Annotated in this window: 22 protein-coding genes; 2 read left to right on the top strand and 20 right to left on the bottom strand. The window is 60.9% G+C overall.

Going from position 1 to position 20,804, the window contains the following annotated elements:
- Positions 1 to 123: 123 nt before the first annotated feature.
- From acpP to FJD34_RS07040, 6 genes are all read right to left on the bottom strand, one after another.
- Positions 124 to 360 carry an acyl carrier protein gene (gene acpP / locus FJD34_RS07065; protein WP_003175607.1) on the bottom strand — a complete coding sequence of 79 codons (237 nt, stop codon included), beginning with the start codon at positions 358 to 360 and terminating at the stop codon, positions 124 to 126.
- Positions 361 to 551: 191 nt separating this feature from the next.
- Positions 552 to 1,295 (bottom strand): 3-oxoacyl-ACP reductase FabG, encoded by a 744-nt coding sequence (fabG, locus tag FJD34_RS07060; RefSeq protein ID WP_032861503.1) that lies wholly within the window; start codon positions 1,293 to 1,295, stop codon positions 552 to 554.
- 17 nt (positions 1,296 to 1,312) lie between these two features.
- Positions 1,313 to 2,251: an ACP S-malonyltransferase gene (gene fabD / locus FJD34_RS07055; RefSeq protein WP_090291747.1), complete on the bottom strand. Its 939-nt coding sequence runs from the start codon at positions 2,249 to 2,251 to the stop codon at positions 1,313 to 1,315.
- A gap of 127 nt (positions 2,252 to 2,378) precedes the next feature.
- Complete coding sequence (plsX, locus tag FJD34_RS07050) at positions 2,379 to 3,389, bottom strand: phosphate acyltransferase PlsX (RefSeq protein ID WP_082445635.1); 1,011 nt, start codon at positions 3,387 to 3,389, stop codon at positions 2,379 to 2,381.
- A 4-nt stretch (positions 3,390 to 3,393) separates the two neighbouring features.
- On the bottom strand, positions 3,394 to 3,576 hold the full coding sequence (gene rpmF / locus FJD34_RS07045; RefSeq protein ID WP_008152339.1) for a 50S ribosomal protein L32: 183 nt from the start codon (positions 3,574 to 3,576) through the stop codon (positions 3,394 to 3,396).
- Between the two features lie 13 nt (positions 3,577 to 3,589).
- Entirely contained in the window at positions 3,590 to 4,120 is a 531-nt protein-coding gene (locus FJD34_RS07040) for a YceD family protein (protein WP_029299696.1), read from the bottom strand.
- Positions 4,121 to 4,225: 105 nt separating this feature from the next.
- Here FJD34_RS07040 and FJD34_RS07035 point away from each other — a divergent pair, with 105 nt between their 5' ends.
- Entirely contained in the window at positions 4,226 to 4,804 is a 579-nt protein-coding gene (locus tag FJD34_RS07035; protein WP_090291749.1) for a Maf family protein, read from the top strand.
- A gap of 67 nt (positions 4,805 to 4,871) precedes the next feature.
- Here the strand turns inward: FJD34_RS07035 and sppA are convergent, their stop codons facing one another.
- The 3 genes from sppA to rluC are packed head-to-tail and all read right to left on the bottom strand — an operon-like array spanning position 4,872 to position 7,491.
- Positions 4,872 to 5,861, bottom strand: coding sequence for a signal peptide peptidase SppA (gene sppA, locus FJD34_RS07030; RefSeq protein ID WP_090291752.1), 990 nt, complete (start codon positions 5,859 to 5,861; stop codon positions 4,872 to 4,874).
- 21 nt (positions 5,862 to 5,882) lie between these two features.
- Positions 5,883 to 6,545 carry an HAD-IIIA family hydrolase gene (locus FJD34_RS07025; RefSeq protein WP_032861513.1) on the bottom strand — a complete coding sequence of 221 codons (663 nt, stop codon included), beginning with the start codon at positions 6,543 to 6,545 and terminating at the stop codon, positions 5,883 to 5,885.
- Positions 6,532 to 7,491: a 23S rRNA pseudouridine(955/2504/2580) synthase RluC gene (gene rluC / locus FJD34_RS07020; RefSeq protein WP_032861514.1), complete on the bottom strand. Its 960-nt coding sequence runs from the start codon at positions 7,489 to 7,491 to the stop codon at positions 6,532 to 6,534. Before rluC ends, FJD34_RS07025 begins: the two co-directional genes overlap by 14 nt.
- A gap of 701 nt (positions 7,492 to 8,192) precedes the next feature.
- Between rluC and rne the strand changes: the two genes are divergently transcribed.
- A complete protein-coding gene (rne, locus tag FJD34_RS07010; protein WP_032861515.1) occupies positions 8,193 to 11,441 on the top strand; it encodes a ribonuclease E in 3,249 nt (1,082 codons plus the stop codon).
- A gap of 126 nt (positions 11,442 to 11,567) precedes the next feature.
- On the opposite strand, the gene FJD34_RS07005 is transcribed toward rne, so the two are convergent.
- The 11 genes from FJD34_RS07005 to FJD34_RS06955 all read right to left on the bottom strand — a co-directional run bounded on the left by FJD34_RS07005 (position 11,568) and on the right by FJD34_RS06955 (position 20,741).
- Complete coding sequence (locus tag FJD34_RS07005) at positions 11,568 to 12,155, bottom strand: nucleotidyltransferase family protein (RefSeq protein WP_223232744.1); 588 nt, start codon at positions 12,153 to 12,155, stop codon at positions 11,568 to 11,570.
- Entirely contained in the window at positions 12,152 to 13,138 is a 987-nt protein-coding gene (locus tag FJD34_RS07000) for an XdhC family protein (protein ID WP_090291753.1), read from the bottom strand. The genes FJD34_RS07005 and FJD34_RS07000 overlap by 4 nt, the downstream gene beginning before the upstream one ends.
- Complete coding sequence (locus tag FJD34_RS06995; RefSeq protein ID WP_032861519.1) at positions 13,138 to 15,459, bottom strand: xanthine dehydrogenase family protein molybdopterin-binding subunit; 2,322 nt, start codon at positions 15,457 to 15,459, stop codon at positions 13,138 to 13,140. The genes FJD34_RS07000 and FJD34_RS06995 overlap by 1 nt, the downstream gene beginning before the upstream one ends.
- Positions 15,456 to 15,926, bottom strand: coding sequence for a (2Fe-2S)-binding protein (locus tag FJD34_RS06990; RefSeq protein WP_032861520.1), 471 nt, complete (start codon positions 15,924 to 15,926; stop codon positions 15,456 to 15,458). Before FJD34_RS06990 ends, FJD34_RS06995 begins: the two co-directional genes overlap by 4 nt.
- Positions 15,927 to 16,219: 293 nt before the next feature.
- Positions 16,220 to 17,239, bottom strand: coding sequence for a UDP-N-acetylmuramate dehydrogenase (gene murB, locus FJD34_RS06985; protein ID WP_090291755.1), 1,020 nt, complete (start codon positions 17,237 to 17,239; stop codon positions 16,220 to 16,222).
- Positions 17,236 to 17,700: a low molecular weight protein-tyrosine-phosphatase gene (locus FJD34_RS06980; protein WP_032861522.1), complete on the bottom strand. Its 465-nt coding sequence runs from the start codon at positions 17,698 to 17,700 to the stop codon at positions 17,236 to 17,238. Before FJD34_RS06980 ends, murB begins: the two co-directional genes overlap by 4 nt.
- Entirely contained in the window at positions 17,700 to 18,464 is a 765-nt protein-coding gene (gene kdsB, locus FJD34_RS06975; protein WP_032861524.1) for a 3-deoxy-manno-octulosonate cytidylyltransferase, read from the bottom strand. Before kdsB ends, FJD34_RS06980 begins: the two co-directional genes overlap by 1 nt.
- A complete protein-coding gene (locus tag FJD34_RS06970) occupies positions 18,461 to 18,646 on the bottom strand; it encodes a Trm112 family protein (protein ID WP_003174668.1) in 186 nt (61 codons plus the stop codon). Before FJD34_RS06970 ends, kdsB begins: the two co-directional genes overlap by 4 nt.
- A 24-nt stretch (positions 18,647 to 18,670) precedes the next feature.
- Positions 18,671 to 19,681, bottom strand: a complete 1,011-nt coding sequence (gene lpxK, locus FJD34_RS06965; RefSeq protein ID WP_032861526.1) for a tetraacyldisaccharide 4'-kinase — start codon at positions 19,679 to 19,681, stop codon at positions 18,671 to 18,673.
- Positions 19,681 to 20,109 carry an ExbD/TolR family protein gene (locus FJD34_RS06960; protein WP_032861529.1) on the bottom strand — a complete coding sequence of 143 codons (429 nt, stop codon included), beginning with the start codon at positions 20,107 to 20,109 and terminating at the stop codon, positions 19,681 to 19,683. The genes lpxK and FJD34_RS06960 overlap by 1 nt, the downstream gene beginning before the upstream one ends.
- Positions 20,106 to 20,741, bottom strand: a complete 636-nt coding sequence (locus tag FJD34_RS06955) for a MotA/TolQ/ExbB proton channel family protein (protein WP_029299724.1) — start codon at positions 20,739 to 20,741, stop codon at positions 20,106 to 20,108. The genes FJD34_RS06960 and FJD34_RS06955 overlap by 4 nt, the downstream gene beginning before the upstream one ends.
- Positions 20,742 to 20,804 lie beyond the last annotated feature (63 nt).

Below are 20,804 nucleotides of genomic sequence, written 5' to 3'. Positions count from 1 at the left end.
CTCTCCTTTTTCTAATGACGACACTTTGCTTCACAGCTCATTTTTCATCAGAGCTAAAGAAAAAACCGCACGCCGTTACAGCAGTGCGGTTTTTCCATAACAGCAAGCGACGATTACAAACTATTACGCCTGGTGGCTAGTAACGTAGTCGATAGCAGCTTGAACAGTAGTGATTTTTTCAGCTTCTTCGTCCGGGATTTCGGTCTCGAATTCCTCTTCCAGAGCCATCACCAGCTCAACGGTGTCAAGGGAATCGGCACCCAGGTCTTCTACGAAGGAAGCAGTGTTGACCACTTCTTCTTCTTTAACGCCCAGTTGCTCGGCGACGATTTTCTTGACGCGCTCTTCGATGGTGCTCATACCTTGTTTAACTCCTAATGGACAAATTCAGGCAGCTGGCCAGTGGGTAAGTGTATAGAAAGGCTTTTCAGCTTTTCAACTGAAAGCTTCACCCTCGTACCCTACCGACCACCTGCCTATAAATAGATTGCAGCTTTATAACGGATTTTAGACAGCTCGTATGACATTTTTTTGAAGCGATCCGTCACAATTTAACTCATGTACATCCCGCCGTTCACCGGGATTGTAGCCCCAGTCACGTATGCCGCACCGTCAGACGCCAGGAAAGAGACCACATTGGCGATCTCTTGGGCCTGGCCCAGACGGCCCAGCGGAATTTGCGTCAGCAACGCTTCACGTTGCGCTTCAGGCAACTCACGGGTCATATCGGTATCGATAAACCCTGGAGCTACCGAGTTGACCGTAATCGACCGCGAGCCGACTTCACGTGCCAGGGCACGGCTGAAACCTTCCAGGCCGGCCTTGGCAGAGGCGTAGTTTACTTGGCCTGCGTTGCCCATGGCACCCACTACGGAGCCAATATTGATAATTCGCCCCCAACGCGCCTTGGTCATGCCGCGCAAAACACCCTTGGACAGGCGAAACAGACTGTTCAAGTTGGTATCGACCACGTCGTACCACTCGTCGTCTTTCATGCGCATCATCAGGTTGTCACGGGTAATCCCGGCGTTGTTCACCAGAATAGCCGGCACACCGAACTGTGCAGTGATCTGGGCCAAGACAGCAGCCACGGACTCATCGCTGGTCACGTTGAGTTCAAGACCGGTGCCCTGCACGCCATTTTCCTTCAGGGTCGCGGCGATACGCTCGGCGCCCGAGGCGGAGGTGGCAGTACCGATCACGATGGCACCCTGACGACCCAGCTCCAGGGCGATCGCCTGGCCAATGCCACGGCTTGCGCCGGTAACCAGTGCAACTTTACCTTGCAGACTCATGCAGGCTTCTCCTTAGTTCAGGCCAGTGCGGCGCGGGCGGCTACGAAGCCATCCGGGGTATTGAGATTGGACGTCGACACGCCTTCGGCGCAACGCTTGTTGAGACCGGCCAGGACTTTGCCCGGACCACACTCAACCAGTTGGGTAGCGCCCTTGGCAGCCAGGGTCTGGACCGATTCAACCCAGCGCACCGGCTTGTACAGCTGCTCCAGCAGGTCGCGCTTGAGGGTGTCCAGGTCCGGCGCCACGTCGGCGCTGACGTTTTGCACCAGCGGGATCTGCGGTGCCTGCCAGTTGATGGCGGCGATGGACTCGGCAAACCGCTCGGCGGCCGGGCGCATCAGCTCGCAATGGGACGGCACGCTGACCGGCAGCGGCAATGCGCGCTTGGCCCCACGGGCCTTGCAGCCTTCGACGGCACGCTCAACTGCCGCCTTGGCACCGGCGATCACCACCTGGCCAGGGGAGTTGAAGTTCACCGCGCTGACCACTTCACCCTGGGCCGATTCGGCACAGGCTTCGATCACCACCGCGTCGTCCAGGCCCAGGATAGCGGCCATGCCGCCCTGCCCGGCCGGAACCGCTTCTTGCATCAGTTGGCCACGGCGCTCTACCAGCTTGACCGCCTCAGCAAGGGTCAGGCTGCCTGCCGCGACCAAGGCGCTGTATTCGCCCAGGCTGTGACCGGCAACAAAAGCCGGGCGTGCGCCGCCTTCGGCCAACCAGACGCGCCACAGCGCGATGGAAGCCGTCAGGATGGCCGGCTGGGTTTTATCGGTTTGATTGAGCAGTTCTTCCGGCCCGTCCTGGGTCAAAGCCCAAAGGTCGTAGCCCAAGGCAGCGGAAGCTTCCTTGAATGTTTCCAGGACTAGCGGGTATTGCGCGCCCAGCTCGGCCAACATGCCGAGGGACTGCGAACCCTGCCCTGGAAAGACGAATGCGAGGGATGTAGACATGTAACAAGCCCCTAATGATCTGGTCGTCGGTGAATTGACGCCCCACAGCTGGGAGCGCAAGAAACTGACAGATTGGATGGTCAATTGAACTGGCCGGTCACATTTAAGCATTCCCGGACCAATTCGCCTAAGACAACAGATCCTCAAGACGGCCATGCAAGCGTTGCGGCAGGTTCTCCTGGATCTCGATCTGGGCACGCGCAATGGCACTCTGAAAGCCCTGGACACCCGCCGAACCGTGGCTTTTTACCACAATGCCCTGCAAACCGAGAAAGCTGGCGCCGTTATGCCGAGCCGGAGCCAAATCGGCCTGCAGGCGCCGCATCAACGGCAGCGCCAAGGCACCCACCAGTCGCGAGGCGATGCCCTGCTTGAACAAGGCCTCAATGCGAGCAGCAATCATCGTAGCCAGGCCTTCGCTGGATTTGAGTAGGATATTGCCGACAAAACCGTCGCAAACCACCACATCGGCCTCGCCACGATATAACCCATCACCTTCGATAAACCCGATGTAGTTCAACCCCCGCGCCTGCTGCAGCAGGCTGGCGGCCAACTTGACCTGCTGGTTGCCCTTGATGTCCTCGGTGCCGATATTGAGCAAGGCGACCCGGGGCCGCACCACACCCAGCGCTTCAGCCGCCACCGAACCCATCAGGGCAAAGTGCAACAGGTGCTCGGCACTGCAATCGACATTCGCCCCCAGGTCCAGCAACTGGCAATAGCCACGCTGGGTCGGGATCGCCGCGACCATCGCAGGCCGGTCAATCCCCGGCAAGGTTTTCAGCACATGACGAGACAACGCCATCAGCGCCCCGGTATTGCCCGCACTGACACACGCCTGGACCTTGCCGTCACGCAGCAGCTCAAGGGCCACGCGCATGGAAGAGTCGGGTTTGCCACGCAGGGCCTGGGCCGGTTTTTCGTCCATGCCGATGGTTTCGCTGGCCGGCATTATCGTCAGGCGCGCGCGATCCACAGCCGGATGACTGGCAATCAGTTCTTCAAGTAGGGAAGGTTGACCGACAAGGGTCAGGTGCAGCGAGGGCGTTGCAGACAGGCTGGCAATGCAGGCCTGAACAATGCTGCGGGGACCGAAGTCCCCGCCCATTGCGTCAATCGCGATGACTTGAGCAGACAAGTGATTACTCGTCAGCGCCCTTGTCGATCACTTTACGGCCACGGTATACGCCTTCTGGCGATACGTGGTGACGCAGGTGAATTTCACCGGTGGTTTTTTCTACAGACAGAGTGCTTGCCGTCAGGGCATCGTGCGAACGACGCATGTCACGGGCAGAGCGGGATTTTTTGTTCTGCTGAACAGCCATAATTGATTAACTCCTAAACGTTTGGGTCACGCTTTAACTGCGCCAATACACTGAACGGGTTGGACCGCGTTACCTCGTCCTCGCTCGGTTCGGACTCGTCATCGAGCCCCGCCGGCTGCTGGCATTCTTCCGGATGATGAGCAGGCACAATGGGCAAGGCGAGCAAAAGCTCTTCCTCGATCAGTGCATGCAGATCCAAAGGATCTTCGCCCAGTTCCAGCACGTCATAACCTTTCGGCAACGACTGGGTATTCGCACCCTCTTTCACCACAGCATAACTGCATTCGCTGTGGATCGGCAGGGTGACCAGCTCAAGACAACGCTGGCAAACCATTTTGACCTCGGTGTCGATAAAGCTGTGGATTACCACAGATTTACGTTCATCTCGTTCAAAAACGAATTTAGCCTGCACCGTACCGACATTGTCGGAAAGCGGGTCGCAGAGTCTCTCCAAATCGGCCAGCAACACTTCACCTTGGAGGGTGGTGCCACGATCAGCCAATTTGCGCGGGTCAACGTGAGGTGGAATCGGGTCATTCAACATAGGCGCAGCATTATAGGGATGCACCCGGCCATGTCAAAGGAAATTCAGCCCTGTGCGCCAGACTGCCCGCTCGCTAGAATCCGCAACTGCCTTGAGGAGAGCCACATGTTGCCTTTATTACTCGCTTCCAGCTCGGTTTATCGCCGGGAACTGCTCAATCGCCTGCACCTGCCGTTCATCTGCAGCTCCCCGGATATCGACGAAAGCCACCGTAAAAACGAGCCTGCTGTCGAGCTGGTCAAGCGCCTGGCCGAGGAAAAGGCTCGCGCCCTCGCCAGCAGCCACCCTGGACACCTGATCATCGGCTCGGACCAGGTGGCGACGCTCGACGACCAGATCATCGGCAAGCCCCACACCTTCGAAAAGGCCCGCGAACAATTGCTCGCCGCCAGCGGTAGGCAGGTCAGCTTCCTGACCGGCCTGGCGCTGCTCAATAGCGAAACGGGGCATTGCCAGGTGGACTGCATCCCCTTTACCGTCACCATGCGACAACTGGACCCAGCACAGATCGAGCGCTACCTGCGGATCGAGCAGCCCTACGATTGCGCTGGCAGCTTCAAGGCTGAAGGGCTGGGGGTGAGCTTGTTTCAGAGCACCGAAGGGCCGGACGCCACCAGCCTCGTCGGCCTACCGCTGATTCGCCTGGTGGATATGCTGCTGGCCGAAGGTGTGCAGGTACCGTAGAACACCACAAAACCCAATATGTGCGGGCTTGCCCGCCCCCACATTTTGATCGATGCCAACCCTGAGATCAGCGCAGCGTCGGGCCCTGGAAGCCCATATACAGCGCCAGCTTCTCCGCCACACTGGCACCCAGCCGCTTGGAGAAGCGATCGAACGGCGATTCCTGGACGGTGAAGTCCACCAACTCCTTCTCGCCAATCACATCCCGCGCCACGGAGCTGGCACTGCCCAGGCCGTCGATCAAGCCCAACGGCAATGCCTGCTCACCCGACCAGATCAGGCCGGAGAACAACTCCGGATGTTCTTTATCCTTGAGTCGCTCACCGCGCCCCTGCTTGACGCTGGCAATAAACTGGCGATGAGTGGTGTCGAGCACACTCTGCCAGAACTGGGTTTCTTCAGCCTTTTGCGGCTGGAACGGGTCAAGGAACGACTTGTGCTCGCCCGACGTATAGGTACGCCGCTCGACACCCAGCTTCTCCATGGCACCGACAAAACCGTAACCGGCCGCCGTCACACCAATGGAACCTACCAGGCTGGCCTTGTCGGCGTAGATCTGGTCGGCAGCGCTGGCAATGTAATAGGCGCCCGAAGCCCCCAGATCAGAGATCACCGCGTACAGCTTGGTGTCCGGATGCAGCGCGCGTAGACGACGGATCTCGTCATAGACATACCCCGACTGCACCGGACTGCCGCCCGGACTGTTGATGCGCAGCACCACACCCTTGACCTTGGGATCCTCGAAAGCCGTGCGCAGACTGCTGACAATGTTGTCGGCGCTGGCGGACTCCTTGTCGGCAATCACCCCGCGCACCTCGATCAGTGCGGTGTAGTTGGCGCTGCGCACGGCGCTTTTTTCCATGTCCACCAGGGGACTGAACAGCACCAGCATGCCAATCAGGTAGGTAAAGGTCAGGAGCTTGAAGAAGATCCCCCAGCGCCGGGCGCGACGCTGTTCCTGGACGCCCGCCAGCAGGGTCTTTTCCAGCAATTTCCAGCTTTTATCATCGCCATTGTCGGCACCGGCCTTGCTCGGTGCCCTCCACTCATCGGTCATGCCATCTACCCCAGCAAAAACTTAATGGGCCTGGTTGAGCCAGGCGTGCAATTGAGAAAACCGATCAATCGTCAGTCGCGGCTCGTACGCCTGCAAGGCTTCGGGGGACTGGGCACCGTAGCTGACCGCAACACTGTCCATGCCAGCATTGCGCGCCATCAGCAAATCGAACGAAGCATCACCGACCATCAACGACTCGCGGGCAGAAACCCCGCAGTGCGCCATGATCTGCTCCAGCATCAAGGGATGGGGTTTGCTCGCGGTTTCATCAGCGGCGCGGGTGATATCGAAATAATCTTCCCAACCATTGGCCTTGAGCACCCGATCCAGGCCGCGCCGCGCCTTGCCGGTGGCCACTGCCAGGTGATAGCCCTGCTCGCGCAATGCCGCCAGGGACTGCACCACACCCTCAAACAAGGGTGAAGGCTCAGCTTCCAGGGCAATGTAGTGATCAGCGTAATGCTCGCGAAACGCGACCAACTCGCTATCTGTGATCTGCGGATACAAGGTGCGAATGGCTTCCGGCAAACCCAGGCCAATAATGCCCTTGACCGCTAGGTCGCTGCACAGCTCGAAGCCGGAACGGGTCGAGGCCATGTGCATGGACTCGACAATCCGACCAATGGAATCGCACAGGGTGCCATCCCAGTCAAAAATCAGCAGCTTGTAGTCAGGGCGCGACACTCAGGCGCTCCACGGTCTTGGCCCACATTTCATCGACAGGGGCCTGCAACTTCAATTCGCCACCATCAGGCAACGGCACCGTCAGCATGTAGGCATGCAGGAACAGGCGCTTGCCGCCAAGGTCGCGAATCTCCTTGGAGAAGCCCTCGTCGCCGTACTTGGTATCACCGGCAATGCAGTGGCCAGCATGCAGGGTATGCACGCGAATCTGGTGGGTACGCCCGGTCACCGGCTTGGCCTCGACCATGGTTGCGAAGTCACCAAAACGCCGTAGCACCTTGAACAGGGTCAGCGCCTCCTTGCCCTCCTCGTCCACCTCGACCATACGCTCGCCGGAGCGCAGGTTGCTCTTCTGCAACGGCGCACGCACGCTCTTGATCGAAGAGGCCCAATTGCCACGCACCAGGGCCATGTAGCGCTTGTCCACGCCATCGCCGCGCAGGGCGGTATGCAAGTGGCGCAACATGCTGCGCTTCTTGGCGATCATCAACAGGCCGGAAGTGTCACGGTCCAGGCGATGGACCAGCTCCAGCTCCTTGGCGTCCGGACGCAACTGACGAAAGGCTTCGATCACCCCGAAATTCAGGCCGCTGCCGCCGTGAACCGCAATGCCACATGGCTTGTTGATCACGATCAGCTTGCTGTCTTCGAAGACAATCGACGCCTCAAGGCGCTGCAACAGGCCCTGGGCCAGCGGCACGGGCTCGTCACGTTCAGGCACCCGCACAGGTGGCACCCGGACGATATCGCCCGCCTGCAGCTTGTACTCGGGCTTGATCCGGCCTTTGTTCACCCGCACTTCGCCTTTACGCAAAATGCGATAAATCAAGGTCTTGGGCACGCCCTTGAGCCTGGCCAGAAGAAAATTGTCGATGCGTTGGCCGGCATATTCCGGCGAGACCTCAAGCAGCTGGACGCTGGGGGTCGGGGGGGCGGTAGTCGTCATGCCGGGAATGATAACAATTTTTTATGGAATTGAAGCACTTAATCATTGCTGCTATAGTCGCGAACGCCGCCAAAAGCGGCCTGGACAGAGGACTCGCGGCAAACTGCCGCCCCTGACCATCGCAATTCATCAGGACGCGAGGCCGTCCTACGGGGCTTTTGCCACACTGGAAGGCTCAAGATTGTAACAAGCGCAGGTGACATGAGGCCTGAAGCGAGTGCAGGAAACAGAGTGATTACTCGTCTCTTGCGCCGATATTTACGGCCAGTTCACAAAGTGCAGTCAGTCTTGTACCAGACCACGGCGAATGCTTCGGAAACAACGCCTGTTATTAGCCATGAGCGTGAACTCCCCATTGGAGAACACGGTAAATGCCAACCCGCTGCGGATTCTGCGCGCGGCAGCACCCGAATTATCAGGGATACGTGTAGGGTGGAGATGCACAACCGTCGGACTGTGTAGCACTAGGCTTATATTTAGACGCTTCATCTCGTCCACAGTCGCCGGTTGATTCCTCCTCCTGACTGAGTGCTTATTAAGTCACCACAGCAAGCAGGACGCGTAAGTCGCGATACCAGCCCAATTGGCCGGTATTGCTGGACACTGGAGTGGCCAACCACTCTTGACGCACCTGACACCGACCGTGAGAAGTCGTGTGTGCCGAACGCCGTTTCCGGCAGCCCGGAAACCGACGGTACAACATGAAAAGAATGCTGATTAACGCAACTCAACCCGAAGAGTTGCGTGTTGCACTGGTAGATGGCCAACGCCTCTACGACCTGGACATCGAGTCCGGTGCACGCGAGCAGAAGAAGGCCAACATCTATAAAGGCCGGATTACTCGTATCGAGCCGAGCCTTGAGGCTGCCTTTGTCGATTTTGGCTCTGAGCGCCATGGCTTCCTGCCCCTCAAGGAAATCTCCCGCGAATACTTCAAGAAAGCCCCTGAAGGCCGCGTGAACATCAAGGACGTCCTGAGCGAAGGCCAGGAAGTCATCGTCCAGGTCGAAAAAGAAGAACGTGGCAACAAGGGCGCAGCCCTGACCACCTTCATCAGCCTGGCTGGCCGTTACCTGGTCCTGATGCCGAACAACCCGCGTGCCGGCGGCATCTCCCGTCGTATCGAAGGCGAAGAGCGCAACGAACTGCGTGAAGCGCTGAACGGCCTGATCGCCCCGGCCGACATGGGCCTGATCGTGCGCACTGCCGGCCTTGGCCGCAGCAGCGAAGAAATGCAGTGGGACCTCGACTACCTGCTGCAACTGTGGACTGCTATTAAAGAAGCATCCCTGGACCGCTCCGCGCCATTCCTGATCTATCAGGAAAGCAACGTGATCATCCGCGCCATCCGCGACTACCTGCGCCAGGACATCGGCGAAGTGCTGATCGACAGCGTTGAAGCCCAGGACGAAGCCCTGACCTTCATCCGCCAGGTGATGCCGCAGTACGCCAGCAAGATCAAGCTGTACGAAGACAGCGTGCCGCTGTTCAACCGTTTCCAGATCGAAAGCCAGATCGAAACCGCCTTCCAGCGCGTGGTCGAACTGCCTTCCGGTGGTTCCATCGTCATCGATCCGACCGAAGCCCTGGTGTCCATCGACATCAACTCGGCGCGCGCTACCAAAGGCAGCGACATCGAAGAAACCGCCCTGCAGACCAACCTGGAAGCGGCTGAAGAAATCGCCCGCCAACTGCGCCTGCGTGATATCGGCGGCCTGATCGTGATCGACTTCATCGACATGACGCCTGCCAAGAACCAGCGCGCCGTGGAAGAAAAAGTCCGCGAATGCCTGGAAGCCGACCGTGCCCGCGTGCAAGTCGGCCGCATCTCGCGCTTCGGCCTGCTGGAAATGTCCCGTCAGCGCCTGCGTCCGTCCCTGGGCGAAAGCAGCGGCATCGTCTGCCCGCGTTGCAATGGCACCGGCATCATCCGTGATGTCGAATCGCTGTCCCTGGCGATCCTGCGCCTGATCGAAGAAGAAGCCCTGAAAGACCGCACCGCCGAAGTCCGCGCGCAAGTGCCAATCCCGGTTGCAGCCTTCCTGCTCAACGAGAAACGCAACTCGATCACCAAGATCGAACTGCGCACCCGTGCCCGCATCGTGATCCTGCCGAACGATCATCTCGAAACGCCGCACTTCGAAGTGCAACGCCTGCGTGATGACAGCCCGGAAGCCCACAGCGGCCAGTCCAGCTACGAAATCGCCGCTGCTGCTGCCGAAGTCGAAGAAGTCCAGCCAGCCGCCGCGACCCGCACCCTGGTTCGCCAGGAAGCTGCCGTCAAGACCGCACCGGCCCGTGCCAACGCACCGGTACCGACTGAAGCCGCAGCCCCGGTTGCCGCTCCTGCCTCCCTGCCGGAGCCAAGCCTGTTCAAGGGCCTGGTGAAGTCGCTGGTCAGCCTGTTCGCCACCAAGGAAGAGCCGGTAGCTCCTGCCGTGGTCGAGAAGCCTGCCGCTGAACGTCCTGCACGCAATGAAGAGCGTCGCAACGGTCGCCAGCAGAGCCGTAACCGCAACGGTCGCCGTGATGAAGAGCGCAAGCCTCGCGAAGAGCGTGCACCGCGTGAAGAACGCGCACCACGCGAAGAGCGCCAACCGCGCGAAGCCCGTGAAGAAACCCCGGCCGTAGCCCGTGAAGAACGTGCTCCGCGTGAAGAGCGTGCACCACGTGAAGAACGTGCACCGCGCGCACCTCGCGCCCCGCGTGAAGATCGCAAGCCGCGTGGCGAGCGTGAAGAACGTGTACGTGAACTGCGCGAGCCATTGGACGCCGTCCCGGCGGTTGCCGCCGCTGCCGTTGATGCCGCTACTGAAGAACGCCCGGCCCGCCAGCCGCGCGAGGAACGCGCCCCACGCCCACCGCGTGAAGAGCGTCAACCACGCGCCGAGCAGGCCGTTGCCGCCAGCGAAGAAGAACTGCTGACCAACGAAGAGCAGCAACAGGAAGATGGCCAGGACAACGCCGAAGGCGATCGTCCACGCCGCCGCTCCCGTGGCCAGCGTCGTCGCAGCAACCGTCGTGAGCGTCAGCGTGACGCCAACGGCAATGTGATCGAAGGCTCGGAAGAGACCGGCGAAGCCACTGAAGAAACCGCCAACAACGAGCCAACCAGCACCGAACTGGCTGCTGGCCTGGCCGTGACCGCTGCCGTTGCCAGCGCGGTCATCAGCGCCCCTGCCGAAGCCGAAGCCAACCAGCAGGCCGAACGTGCCACCGCTGCCGTGCAGGAAACTGCCGTCGTTGAAGCACCCGCTGTCGAAGCCACCACCGTGGTCGAAACACCTGCTGCTCCAGAAGTGGAAGTTGCACCGGTTCGCGAAGCCCAGCCTGAAGCGCAAGCAGTTGCTGCACCTGCGGACGTGGTTGAGCCACAGCCTGTGGTTGAAGCCGTTGTCGAAGCGCCAGTCGAAACGCCAGCCGCCGAGCCAACCCCACAAGTGCGTGAAGTTCGCGAAGAACAGACCGCCTTCCAGTGGACTGCCGAACCAGCACCCGCGCAAGCGCCGGTAGAAGAAGCGCCTGCACCGGTCGCTGAAGTGGTGATCGCCGAAGCCGTCGTGGTTGCAGTAGAACCGGTTGTGGTTGCAGAACCTGCCCCGGTGGTCGTGGAAGCACCAGTGGTTGCCGAAGTGGCCGCCCCGGTGGTTGAAGCCCCGGCCAGCGCCCTGACCGAAAACGGCCGTGCGCCGAACGACCCGCGTGAAGTGCGTCGCCGCAAGCGTGAAGCCGAGCGTCTGCAGAAAGAAGCCGAAGAAGCAGCGGCGGCGGCTCCGGCCGTAGTCGAAGCCGCACCGGTGGTTGCCGAGGTTGTCGAAGCACCGGCGATCGAAGCAGAAGTTGAGCACGCGGCCCCAGCCATCGACGAGAACCTGCGTTCCGTTGAGGAAGTGGTAGAGCACAACCCAAAAGCCCTGGAAGAAGAGCACGAGCCTAAACCCCTCGCCTGATTCCAACGGCAACTAAAAAGCCCCGCCTGAGCAATCAGGCGGGGCTTTTTTATGCGTTCCATGCAGCTACAACAATCAAAAGTGGGAGCTGGCTTGCCTGCGATGGCGGTAGAGAGGGATGGGCTCCTATAGGGGTTGTGGGAACTTGAGCATTTGCGGTACATCCACATCCCACAACACCCCGGGATCATCCACCGGCACTTCCCGCACATCAGCCTGGGCAAACAGGGGCTTGGCGCCACGGTCCCCAGTCAGTTCCATCAAGGCGGGCCCTAGAGCCCGGCCAAACGCAACGGGATGGCCATACTGCCCAGCATGCACCGGCACACTGATGCCCTCCACCCGTTCTATCACCCGCTCAATGCTCGAGGACTGAATAAACGGCATATCCCCCAGCACCACCAGCCAACCGGCACTTGGGCCACTGGCCGCCACTGCCGCTGCAAGGCTGTCGCCCATACCCGCAGCATCCAGAAGCAGCACTTCGCATCCATAATCCCTGGCCAGACGAATGACCTCGCTGCGCCCAGACGACGTGACGACCCAACGCCGGGAGATACTGGCCGGTAAATTGACCAATACCTGCTCGAAGACCGGTCGCATCACCCCATCACGCCCCACACAAGGGGCCAATAGCTTGTCCTGGCCATTTTGCGCACGGAAACGACTGCCCTGCCCCGCCGCGAGGACGATCGCAGTGATCGCGCTCGTCAACTGACCGCCTCCCGTACGGGGTTCTTCTGTAACAGCTCCACACCGTTCTTGACCGCGACGATATGCGCCATCAGCGACAAGGCAATCTCTGCCGGCGTATGACTGCCGATATGAATGCCAATCGGGCCATGCAGCCGCGCAATCGCCTCGGCCCCCAACCCCAACACCGCCAGGTTCTCCCGGCGCTTGCGGCTATTGACCCGTGAACCCAGGGCACCGATGTAGAACGCCCGGGAGTTCAATGCGGTCAACAACGCCATATCGTCCAGGCGCGGATCGTGGGTCAGGGCAACAATGGCCGTGCGCTCGTCCGTCTGGATAGTGAGCACGGCCTCATCGGGCATTCCCGGCACAAAGCGTCCATGCTGCTCTTCCCAGCCATGGACAAACTCCTGGCGCGGGTCGCAGATCAACACTTCAAAGTCCAGTAGGCGCGCCATTTCTGCCACATAGCGCGACAACTGGCCCGCGCCGATCAACAGCAGGCGCCAGCGCGGACCATAAATGGCCCGTAAGCGCTCACCATCAAACGTAACAATGTCAGACTTGTTCGCCACGCTTAAACACACGGAGCCCGTCGCCAAATCCAACTCCCGCGCAACAATTTCATGGGCCTCACAACGCGCCAGCAACTCGGCGACCCACGCAGGATCACCGACCCGCTCCTGCGTCAGGCGCAAGGTGCCGCCGCACGGCAGGCCAAAGCGCGCGGCTTCATCCCGGGTAACGCCATAGGTCACCAGTTGCACCGGTGGTCCATCGTCGAGCAACCGGCCATCGTACAGACGGGCGATCAGATCGTCCTCGATGCAACCACCGGACACCGAGCCGATCACCACGCCATCGCCGCGCAGGGCCAGCATCGCCCCCGGCGGCCGTGGTGCGCTGCCCCAGGTCTGGACCACGCTGTACAGCACCACCCGGTGCCCTGCGCGGCGCCACTCCAGCACGCTGCGCAAGACATTCAGATCAACGCTGTCCATCAGGCCTTCGCCTCCTGCTGCCAGCCCTGCAACTGATAACGCACCGGCAAGCTGCGGATGCGCTTGCCAGTCGCCGCAAAAATCGCATTGCACAGTGCTGGCGCAATCGGCGGCACGCCCGGCTCACCGACGCCGCCCAGAGGCACCTCGCCCTTGGGCGTGACCAAATGAATGGCAATTTCCCTGGGCGCCAGGGACATGCGCGCCACTTCATACATATGGAAGTTGTCCTGCTGGACCTTGCCATCCTTGAAGCTGATTTCCCCCAGCACCGCGTTGCCCAGGCCCATGACGCAGGCGCCCTCGAACTGCGAGCGAATGCGCTCCGGGTTTATCTGCGGGCCGCAGTCCACGGCAATATCGGCCTTGTGTACGATCAGCGTGCCGTCATCCTTGACCTCCACCTCAATCACCGCCGCCACATAAGTGACGAAACTGTAATGCACCGCCAACCCCAGGCCACGCCCCTTGGGCAATGTACGACCCCAGCCAGCAGCCTTGGCCGCGGTTTCCAATACGCCACGCATACGAGCGGTGTCGATCGGATAGCGCTCGGGCGACTCGCCGTAGTTCCACTCTTCACTCAAGGTTCGCGGATCAATCTGACGGTCCGGGCCCAGCAGTTTGAGTTGGTACTTCAGCGGATCCTGGCCGGCCTTGTGGGCCAATTCATCGACAAAGCTCTGAATCGCAAAACCATGGGGGATGTTTGACACCGAGCGGTACCAACCCACGCGGGTGTGGGCGGCGGCCTCGGGGTTTTCCAGGCGCACGTTGGGGATGGCGTAGGCCATGTTGGTAAAGCCCATGCCCAGTTCAAATGCGGCCTCGTGGTTCATGCCCGGCGCAAACAACGCGGTGATGCTCGGGGCCACGGTGCGATGCAACCAGCCCGACGGCAGGCCATCCTTGTTCAGGCCGGCCTTGAGATACTCGGCGGACACGGTATGAAAGTAGGAGTTGTGGATATCGTCTTCACGGGTCCACTGCACGCGCACGGCCTTGCCGGGGAACTCCTTGGCCAGGATCGCGGCTTCGACGATAAAGTCCGGTTTCGATTTGCGTCCAAAACCACCGCCCAACAGGGTGACGTGGATTGTGACGTTGTCGAACGGCAGGCCAAGGCGCTCGGCGACCCGCTCCCGCGTGACCTGCGGTGCCTGGCTCGGCGCCCAGGCCTCGCATTGCCCGTCCTGATAACGGGCCACCGCCACCATCGGCTCCATCGGCGACTGCGCCAGGTGTGGCAAGTAATACGCCGCGTCGAAAGTGCTGTCGGCATCGCTCAGGGCCTGGTCGATACTGCCGGTATTGCGCACCACTTTGCCGGGTTTGAGGGCGGCGGCCTCCAGAGTCTTGCGATAGTCGGTGGAGTTGTAGCCGGCATTGGCGCCGTCGTCCCAGACAATCTGCAGCGCCTCACGCCCCTTGATTGCCGCCCAGGTGTTGCTGGCGACCACCGCCACGCCGCCCAATGGCTGGAACTCCGAGGGTATGGGGCGGCTCTCGATCTCCAGGACCTTGATCACACCCGGCACTTTCAGCGCCGCGCTGGCATCAAATGATTTGACCTTGCCGCCATACACCTTGGGCCGCGCGACAGTGGCGAACAGCATGCCGTCAAAATGCACATCGGCGCCGTACACCGCCCGACCGTTGACGATATCGACACCGTCGATAGCCTTGCTCGCTTCTTTGCCGATATAACGAAACTCCGACGGTTGCTTGAGCCGCAGGCTGTCCCGCGCCGGTACTGCCAGTGCTGCGGCGGCAGCGGCCAGGGCGCCATAGCCCAGTTCACGACCGCTGGGCTGGTGAATCACTTTATGCAGCTGTGCACGGCACTCACCCAGCGGGACTTTCCACTGCTCGGCGGCCGCCTGTTCCAGCATGGTCCGCGCGGCAGCACCGCAACGACGCATTGGCTCGTACCAATGGCGCATGCTGCGCGAGCCATCAGTGTCCTGGTTCCCAAAGCGCACTTCGTCACCGGGCGCCTGTTCGACTTTGACCCTGGCCCAGTCGGCTTCCAGTTCGTCGGCCACCACCATGGCCAGGCTGGTGCGCACGCCCTGGCCCATCTCCGAGCGGTTGCAGACCACGGTCACGCTGCCGTCGGCGGCAATACTGACGTAGACCTTGGGGTCGTCGATCACGCCATTGGGCATGGCTTGGGCGCCGTACTTCTTCACTTCTTCGGCAAAGGCATCGGGCAAGCCCCAACTGGCAGCCACTACCAGGGCGCCGGTCGCGCCAACACCCTTGAGAAAGCCGCGACGGCTGAGGTTGTTCAGGACGAAATCAGCAGGCAACTGGCTCATGCCTTGGCCTCCTGCAGGTGGGTGGCAGCCTGGCGGATCGCGGTCTTGATCCGATTGTAGGTGCCACAACGGCAGATATTGCCGACCATCGCCTCTTCAATCTGCGCATCACTGGGGTTGGGGTTGGTTTTCAGCAGCGCGGTGGCCGACATGATCTGCCCGCCCTGGCAGTAACCGCATTGGGCCACCGCCGTGTCCAGCCACGCCTGCTGCACCACTTGACCGACTGGATCATTGTGCAGGTTGTCGATAGTGCTGACGTTCTGCCCCTTGACCGAGCCAATGGGCGTGATGCAACTGCGTGCCGGCGCCCCATCGATATGGATGGTGCAGGCGCCGCACAAGCCCATGCCACAACCGAACTTGGTACCGTTGTAACCCGCCACGTCACGGATCGCCCACAGCAGGGGCATGTCCTCGGTGGCGTCCAGTGGATGATCTTGACCGTTGAGCTTGAGAGTAATCATGGGCACGCCCGCATAGTGATTGGATTATGGGGTCGAGCTATCTGCCGCTTTTAAGGAAGCGGAGTCGGTTCACGCAGATGGCTCAGGCTAATCGGGCTCTCTTGTGAAGACAGGTTTTGCGTCAGGGAATGTGCCTACAATTCCCTGCGCGAACAACACCAGCCTTTCACCGGGCCTTTGATAAACAGCATCGATCGAACAATAAACAGGCATCGTTAGCCTGCTAAGTTAACCCAGCATTAACAAAAAAGCCCTGCAATGCAGGGCTTTGTTCAACACGCTAGAAGCGTAGCTCAATAACGATTGGGCTCCATTTCCAGATCGACCTGGAAGCGCTCGGCGATATCGCGCTGGATACGTTGCGCCAGGCTCGAAATTTCCAGGCCCGTGGCCGCGCCATAATTGACCAGCACCAGCGCCTGCAAGCGGTGTACGCCGGCATCGCCGTCACGAAAGCCCTTCCAGCCAGCCTTGTCAATCAACCAGCCCGCCGCCAGTTTCACTTGGCCATCAGCCTGGGGATAGGCCACCAGATCGGGATATTGCAGCTGCAATTGCGCAGCCAGCACCTGGGATACCAGCGGGTTCTTGAAGAAACTGCCGGCATTGCCCAAGACCGCAGGGTCGGGCAGCTTTTCACTGCGGATGCTGCAAATGGCCCGGCTGACATCGCTCGGCGTCGCCTGGGTGATACCTTGTTCGGCCAGGCGTTGCTGCACCGGGCCATAACCCAACTTGAGGTGCGCGACACGGTTCAGGGCAAAGCGCACCCGCAGGATCAGCCAGCGTCCCACTTCGTGCTTGAACAGGCTGTCACGGTAGGCGAAGTTGCATTCTTGCAGGCTGAAATCCCGCAGCTCGCCGGTCTGGCGGTCGAGGGCGGTCAGGCCGGCGAACACATCCTTGATCTCGACCCCGTAGGCACCGATGTTCTGCATCGGCGCGGCACCGACGGTACCGGGAATCAGGCTGAGGTTTTCCAGGCCAGAGAACCCTTGCTCAAGGGTCCACAGCACAAAAGGATGCCAGGCTTCGCCCGCTTCAGCCTCCACCAAAACCTGCTGGCCATCATCGTGCAGGACCCGAATCCCACGGGTCGCCATGCGCAACACCAGCGCCGCGATATCCTGGGTCAGCAGCAGGTTGCTACCGCCCCCGATCACCAGCAACGGCAGCTGTTGTGCGGCTGCATAGGCCAGGGCCTCGCGCACATCTGCGTCGCTATGGGCTTCGGCGAACAACTGCGCTCGCACATCGATACCAAAACTGTTGAAGGCCTTCAGGGAAACCTGGGGCTGTACATCCAGGCTCATAAACGCCCCTTCAATTCGATCACCAGCAAATCACAAGCGGCCTCGATCAGGTCCAGGACCTGTTCGAAACCTTGCTCGCCGTCGTAATACGGATCCGGCACTTCATCCACCGCCGAATCGTAGCGGCGCAGGAACAGGTCCAACTCTGCCTTGCCCTTGGCCGGTTGCATGGCCTTGAGGTTACGCAGGTTGCTCTGGTCCATGGCCAGGATCAGGTCGTAGCGTGCAAAGTCGGCACGCGACACCTGCTGCGCACGCTGGGCCGACAAGTCGTAGCCGCGACGCAATGCTGCCTGCTGGCTGCGCTTGTCCGGTGCCTTGCCGATATGCCATTCGCCGGTACCGGCCGAGGCCACCTCGACCCGATCCGCCAACCCGGCGGCCCGCAATTTATGGCGCAGGACGCCTTCGGCGGTGGGCGAGCGGCAGATATTGCCCAGGCACACAAACAGGACTTCCATCAAACCCCCAGCAACCGGCGTACGCGCTCAAGGTCTTCCTGGGTATCGACGCCGGCTGGTGGGGCTTGCATGGCATCGTCGACATGAATCCGCACGCCATGCCACAGGGCCCGCAGTTGCTCCAGGGCCTCGGTGTTCTCCAGCCAGCACGGGCCCCAGCTGACGAAATCATGCAGGAAGCCGGCGCGGTAGGCGTAAATGCCGATATGGCGGCGATACGGCACGCCGGCCGGCAATACGTCACGCTGCTTGGCGAATTCATCGCGCGCCCAGGGCAGGGTCGAACGGCTGAACGTCAGGGCCAGGCCATTGATGTCGCTGACCACCTTCACCACGTTCGGATTGAACAGGGTCTGGATGTCTTCGATCGGTTCGGCCAGGGTCGCCATGCGTGCTTCAGGATGGGCGGCCAGGTTGGCGGCGACCTGATCGATGACACTCGGCGGGATCAGCGGCTCGTCGCCTTGCACGTTGACCACAATGGCGTCCGGCGCCAGGCCCAGGTGCGTGGCGACTTCGGCCAGGCGGTCGGTGCCGGAGTTGTGATCTTCACGGGTCAGCACCGCTTCGGCGCCAAACCCCTTGCAGGCCTCGATGATCCGCAGGTCATCAGTGGCCACCACCACGCGCTGGGCGCTGCTTTTGCAGGCCTGCTCCCAGACCAACTGGATCATCGGCTTGTCGCCGATCATTTGCAGCGGTTTGCCGGGCAGGCGGGTGGAGGCGTAGCGCGATGGAATGACAACAGTGAAGGCAGTGGTCATTTATCCAGGCGCTCGTCGGTGGTCAGGGTACGGGCTTCGCTTTCCAGCATCACCGGGATGCCGTCGCGGATCGGGTACGCCAGGCCGGCGCCTTTGCTGATCAGTTCGGTCTTGTCAGCGCTGAGCTTGAGCGGGCCTTTGCAGATCGGGCAAGCGAGGATATCGAGCAGTTTGGTGTCCATGAGGATTTCCTGGATAAAAGCGGTTTAAGGCAAAAGGCGAGCCGGCAACAGGCGCATCAACTGCGTGTCGAACCAGGCGATAAACGCCGGTGACGGTGCCGCATCGACTGCAAGGTACCACCAGTGTGCCTGGGCAAAGGCGCGGCACTTCACCGCGTCCTTTTCGGTCATGACCAGCGGCAGTGACGGCGTGAAATTCAGGACCTCTGCACTGTAGGGTGCATGGTCGGCAAACGCATGGGGTATTGGCAGCCAGTGTAGCGTTTCAAGGGTATTGAAGAAACGTTGCGGGTTGCCGATGCCGGCGACCGCATGCACCTGCTGCCCCACGGGAAAATGGTCCAGCGGCTGGCGCTCGCCGGTTGACAGGTTGACCAGCGTGGTCGGTAAAAGACGGAAGGCGAAGCCATCCTCGCGGTCGGCTCCGGCACCGTTGTACAACACGGCATCGACACTTTGCAGGCGCTCGACCGGCTCGCGCAGCGGCCCGGCGGGCAGGCAACGGCGATTGCCCAGGCCACGGGCGTTGTCGATCAGCACCAGTTCAAGGTCACGGGCCAGGCGATAATGTTGCAAGCCGTCGTCGGACAGGATCAGGTCCAGGGTTTCGCTGGCCAACAGTGCCTGCACCGCACGGCTACGATCAGGGTCGATCATCAGGGGGACGCCGCTGCGCTGCACAATCAACAAGGGTTCGTCACCGGCCACCTGGGCGCTATCGCTGGTTTGCACCCGCCATGGCAACTGCGGCGGACTGGCCCCGTAGCCACGGCTGACGACGCCGACCCGCAGGCCGCTGCGCTGGCAATGGTCGATCAACCACAGGATCAACGGCGTCTTGCCCGTGCCGCCCACGGTGATATTGCCGACGACAACGATGGGCACCGGTGATTGGTAGATCGTCCCTTCTCCCGCCAGGAAACGCTCGCGCTTGCGTGTTACCACCCGGCGATAGAGTGCCTCCAGCGGTTGCAGGAGCTTGAGCGCCGGATGGCCGTCGTACCAGGCCTTGAGCAAACGATCGGACAAGGCCATCAGGGCTGCCCCGCCGCCTCGACGGTGGTCATGCGCAAATGGCTGAAACCGAGCTTGCCGGCAGCATCCATCGCGGTGATCACGGCCTGGTGCGGGGTCTTGCCATCGGCGCTGATGGACAGCGGCATTTGCGTATCACCGCCAGACTCCTTCTGCAGCGCATCCATCACGCTGGCCACGTCGTTTTTCTCCAGCAACTGGTTGTTCACTGAAAACACCCCTTCGGCGCTGATGGTGATGTCCAGTTGCTTGAGCTGCTGGTCCTCGGCCGGCGAGCCGCTGACGGCTTCCGGCAGTTCGACCCGCAGTTGGGTTTCCCGGGTAAAGGTGGTGGTGACGACAAAAAACAGCAACAGGATGAACACCACATCGATCAATGACGCCAGGTTGATATCGACGCTTTCCCGGGGCTTGCGGCGAAACTTCACGCTTTGCCCTCGACCAGATCGACATCACGGTCGCCCTGGACCACTTCCACCAGCTTGATGGCTTCCTGCTCCATGCCCACCACCAACTCATCGATACGGCGCTGCAGGAAACGGTGGAAGAATACCGCCGGGATCCCCACCATCAGGCCCGCCGCCGTGGTGATCAGGGCCTTGGAAATCCCTCCGGCCAACACCGAGGCGTTAGTGGTCATGCCGGAACCGGTGAAGGCGCTGAAGATATCGATCATGCCCAGCACGGTGCCGAGCAGGCCGAGCAACGGTGCCATTGCCGCGATGGTGCCCAGGGCATTGATATAGCGCTCCAGCTCGTGGATCACTCGGGCGGCGGCTTCTTCAATGCATTCCTTCATGATCTCGCGACCATGCTTGGAGTTGGCAAGGCCGGCAGCGAGGATCTCCCCAAGGGGCGAATTGGCCCGCAGCTCCTTGAGTTTCTCCTTGTCCAGTTGCTTGTCCTTGATCCAGCGCCAGACCTGCCCCAGCAGATGATCAGGGGTCACACGGCTGGCGCGCAGGGTCCACAGGCGTTCGGCAACGATGCCGAGTGCGGCGATGGAGCTCAGAATGATCGGCAACATCATCCAGCCGCCGGATTTGACCAATTCCCACACAGTGAATGCCCCCTCGAAAAAGTGCGCCACTTTAGCATATAGGCTGGCGAGGAAGGGCCTGCC

It is taken from the genome of Pseudomonas brenneri (assembly GCF_007858285.1).
In the GTDB taxonomy this organism is placed as follows: Bacteria; Pseudomonadota; Gammaproteobacteria; order Pseudomonadales; family Pseudomonadaceae; genus Aquipseudomonas; species Aquipseudomonas brenneri.
The sequence above is the reverse complement of the archived record's forward strand: the minus strand, read 5'-3'. Positions and strand labels throughout refer to the sequence as shown.

Coding starts and splice junctions, on each gene's coding strand:
- acpP (WP_003175607.1), bottom strand. CDS start 360: ATGAGCACCATCGAAGAGCGCGTCAAGAAAATCGTCGCCGAGCAACTG.
- fabG (WP_032861503.1), bottom strand. CDS start 1,295: ATGAGTCTGCAAGGTAAAGTTGCACTGGTTACCGGCGCAAGCCGTGGC.
- fabD (WP_090291747.1), bottom strand. CDS start 2,251: ATGTCTACATCCCTCGCATTCGTCTTTCCAGGGCAGGGTTCGCAGTCC.
- rpmF (WP_008152339.1), bottom strand. CDS start 3,576: ATGGCTGTTCAGCAGAACAAAAAATCCCGCTCTGCCCGTGACATGCGT.
- FJD34_RS07040 (WP_029299696.1), bottom strand. CDS start 4,120: ATGTTGAATGACCCGATTCCACCTCACGTTGACCCGCGCAAATTGGCT.
- FJD34_RS07035 (WP_090291749.1), top strand. CDS start 4,226: ATGTTGCCTTTATTACTCGCTTCCAGCTCGGTTTATCGCCGGGAACTG.
- sppA (WP_090291752.1), bottom strand. CDS start 5,861: ATGACCGATGAGTGGAGGGCACCGAGCAAGGCCGGTGCCGACAATGGC.
- rluC (WP_032861514.1), bottom strand. CDS start 7,491: ATGACGACTACCGCCCCCCCGACCCCCAGCGTCCAGCTGCTTGAGGTC.
- rne (WP_032861515.1), top strand. CDS start 8,193: ATGAAAAGAATGCTGATTAACGCAACTCAACCCGAAGAGTTGCGTGTT.
- FJD34_RS07000 (WP_090291753.1), bottom strand. CDS start 13,138: ATGGACAGCGTTGATCTGAATGTCTTGCGCAGCGTGCTGGAGTGGCGC.
- FJD34_RS06995 (WP_032861519.1), bottom strand. CDS start 15,459: ATGAGCCAGTTGCCTGCTGATTTCGTCCTGAACAACCTCAGCCGTCGC.
- FJD34_RS06990 (WP_032861520.1), bottom strand. CDS start 15,926: ATGATTACTCTCAAGCTCAACGGTCAAGATCATCCACTGGACGCCACC.
- murB (WP_090291755.1), bottom strand. CDS start 17,239: ATGAGCCTGGATGTACAGCCCCAGGTTTCCCTGAAGGCCTTCAACAGT.
- FJD34_RS06980 (WP_032861522.1), bottom strand. CDS start 17,700: ATGGAAGTCCTGTTTGTGTGCCTGGGCAATATCTGCCGCTCGCCCACC.
- kdsB (WP_032861524.1), bottom strand. CDS start 18,464: ATGACCACTGCCTTCACTGTTGTCATTCCATCGCGCTACGCCTCCACC.
- FJD34_RS06970 (WP_003174668.1), bottom strand. CDS start 18,646: ATGGACACCAAACTGCTCGATATCCTCGCTTGCCCGATCTGCAAAGGC.
- lpxK (WP_032861526.1), bottom strand. CDS start 19,681: ATGGCCTTGTCCGATCGTTTGCTCAAGGCCTGGTACGACGGCCATCCG.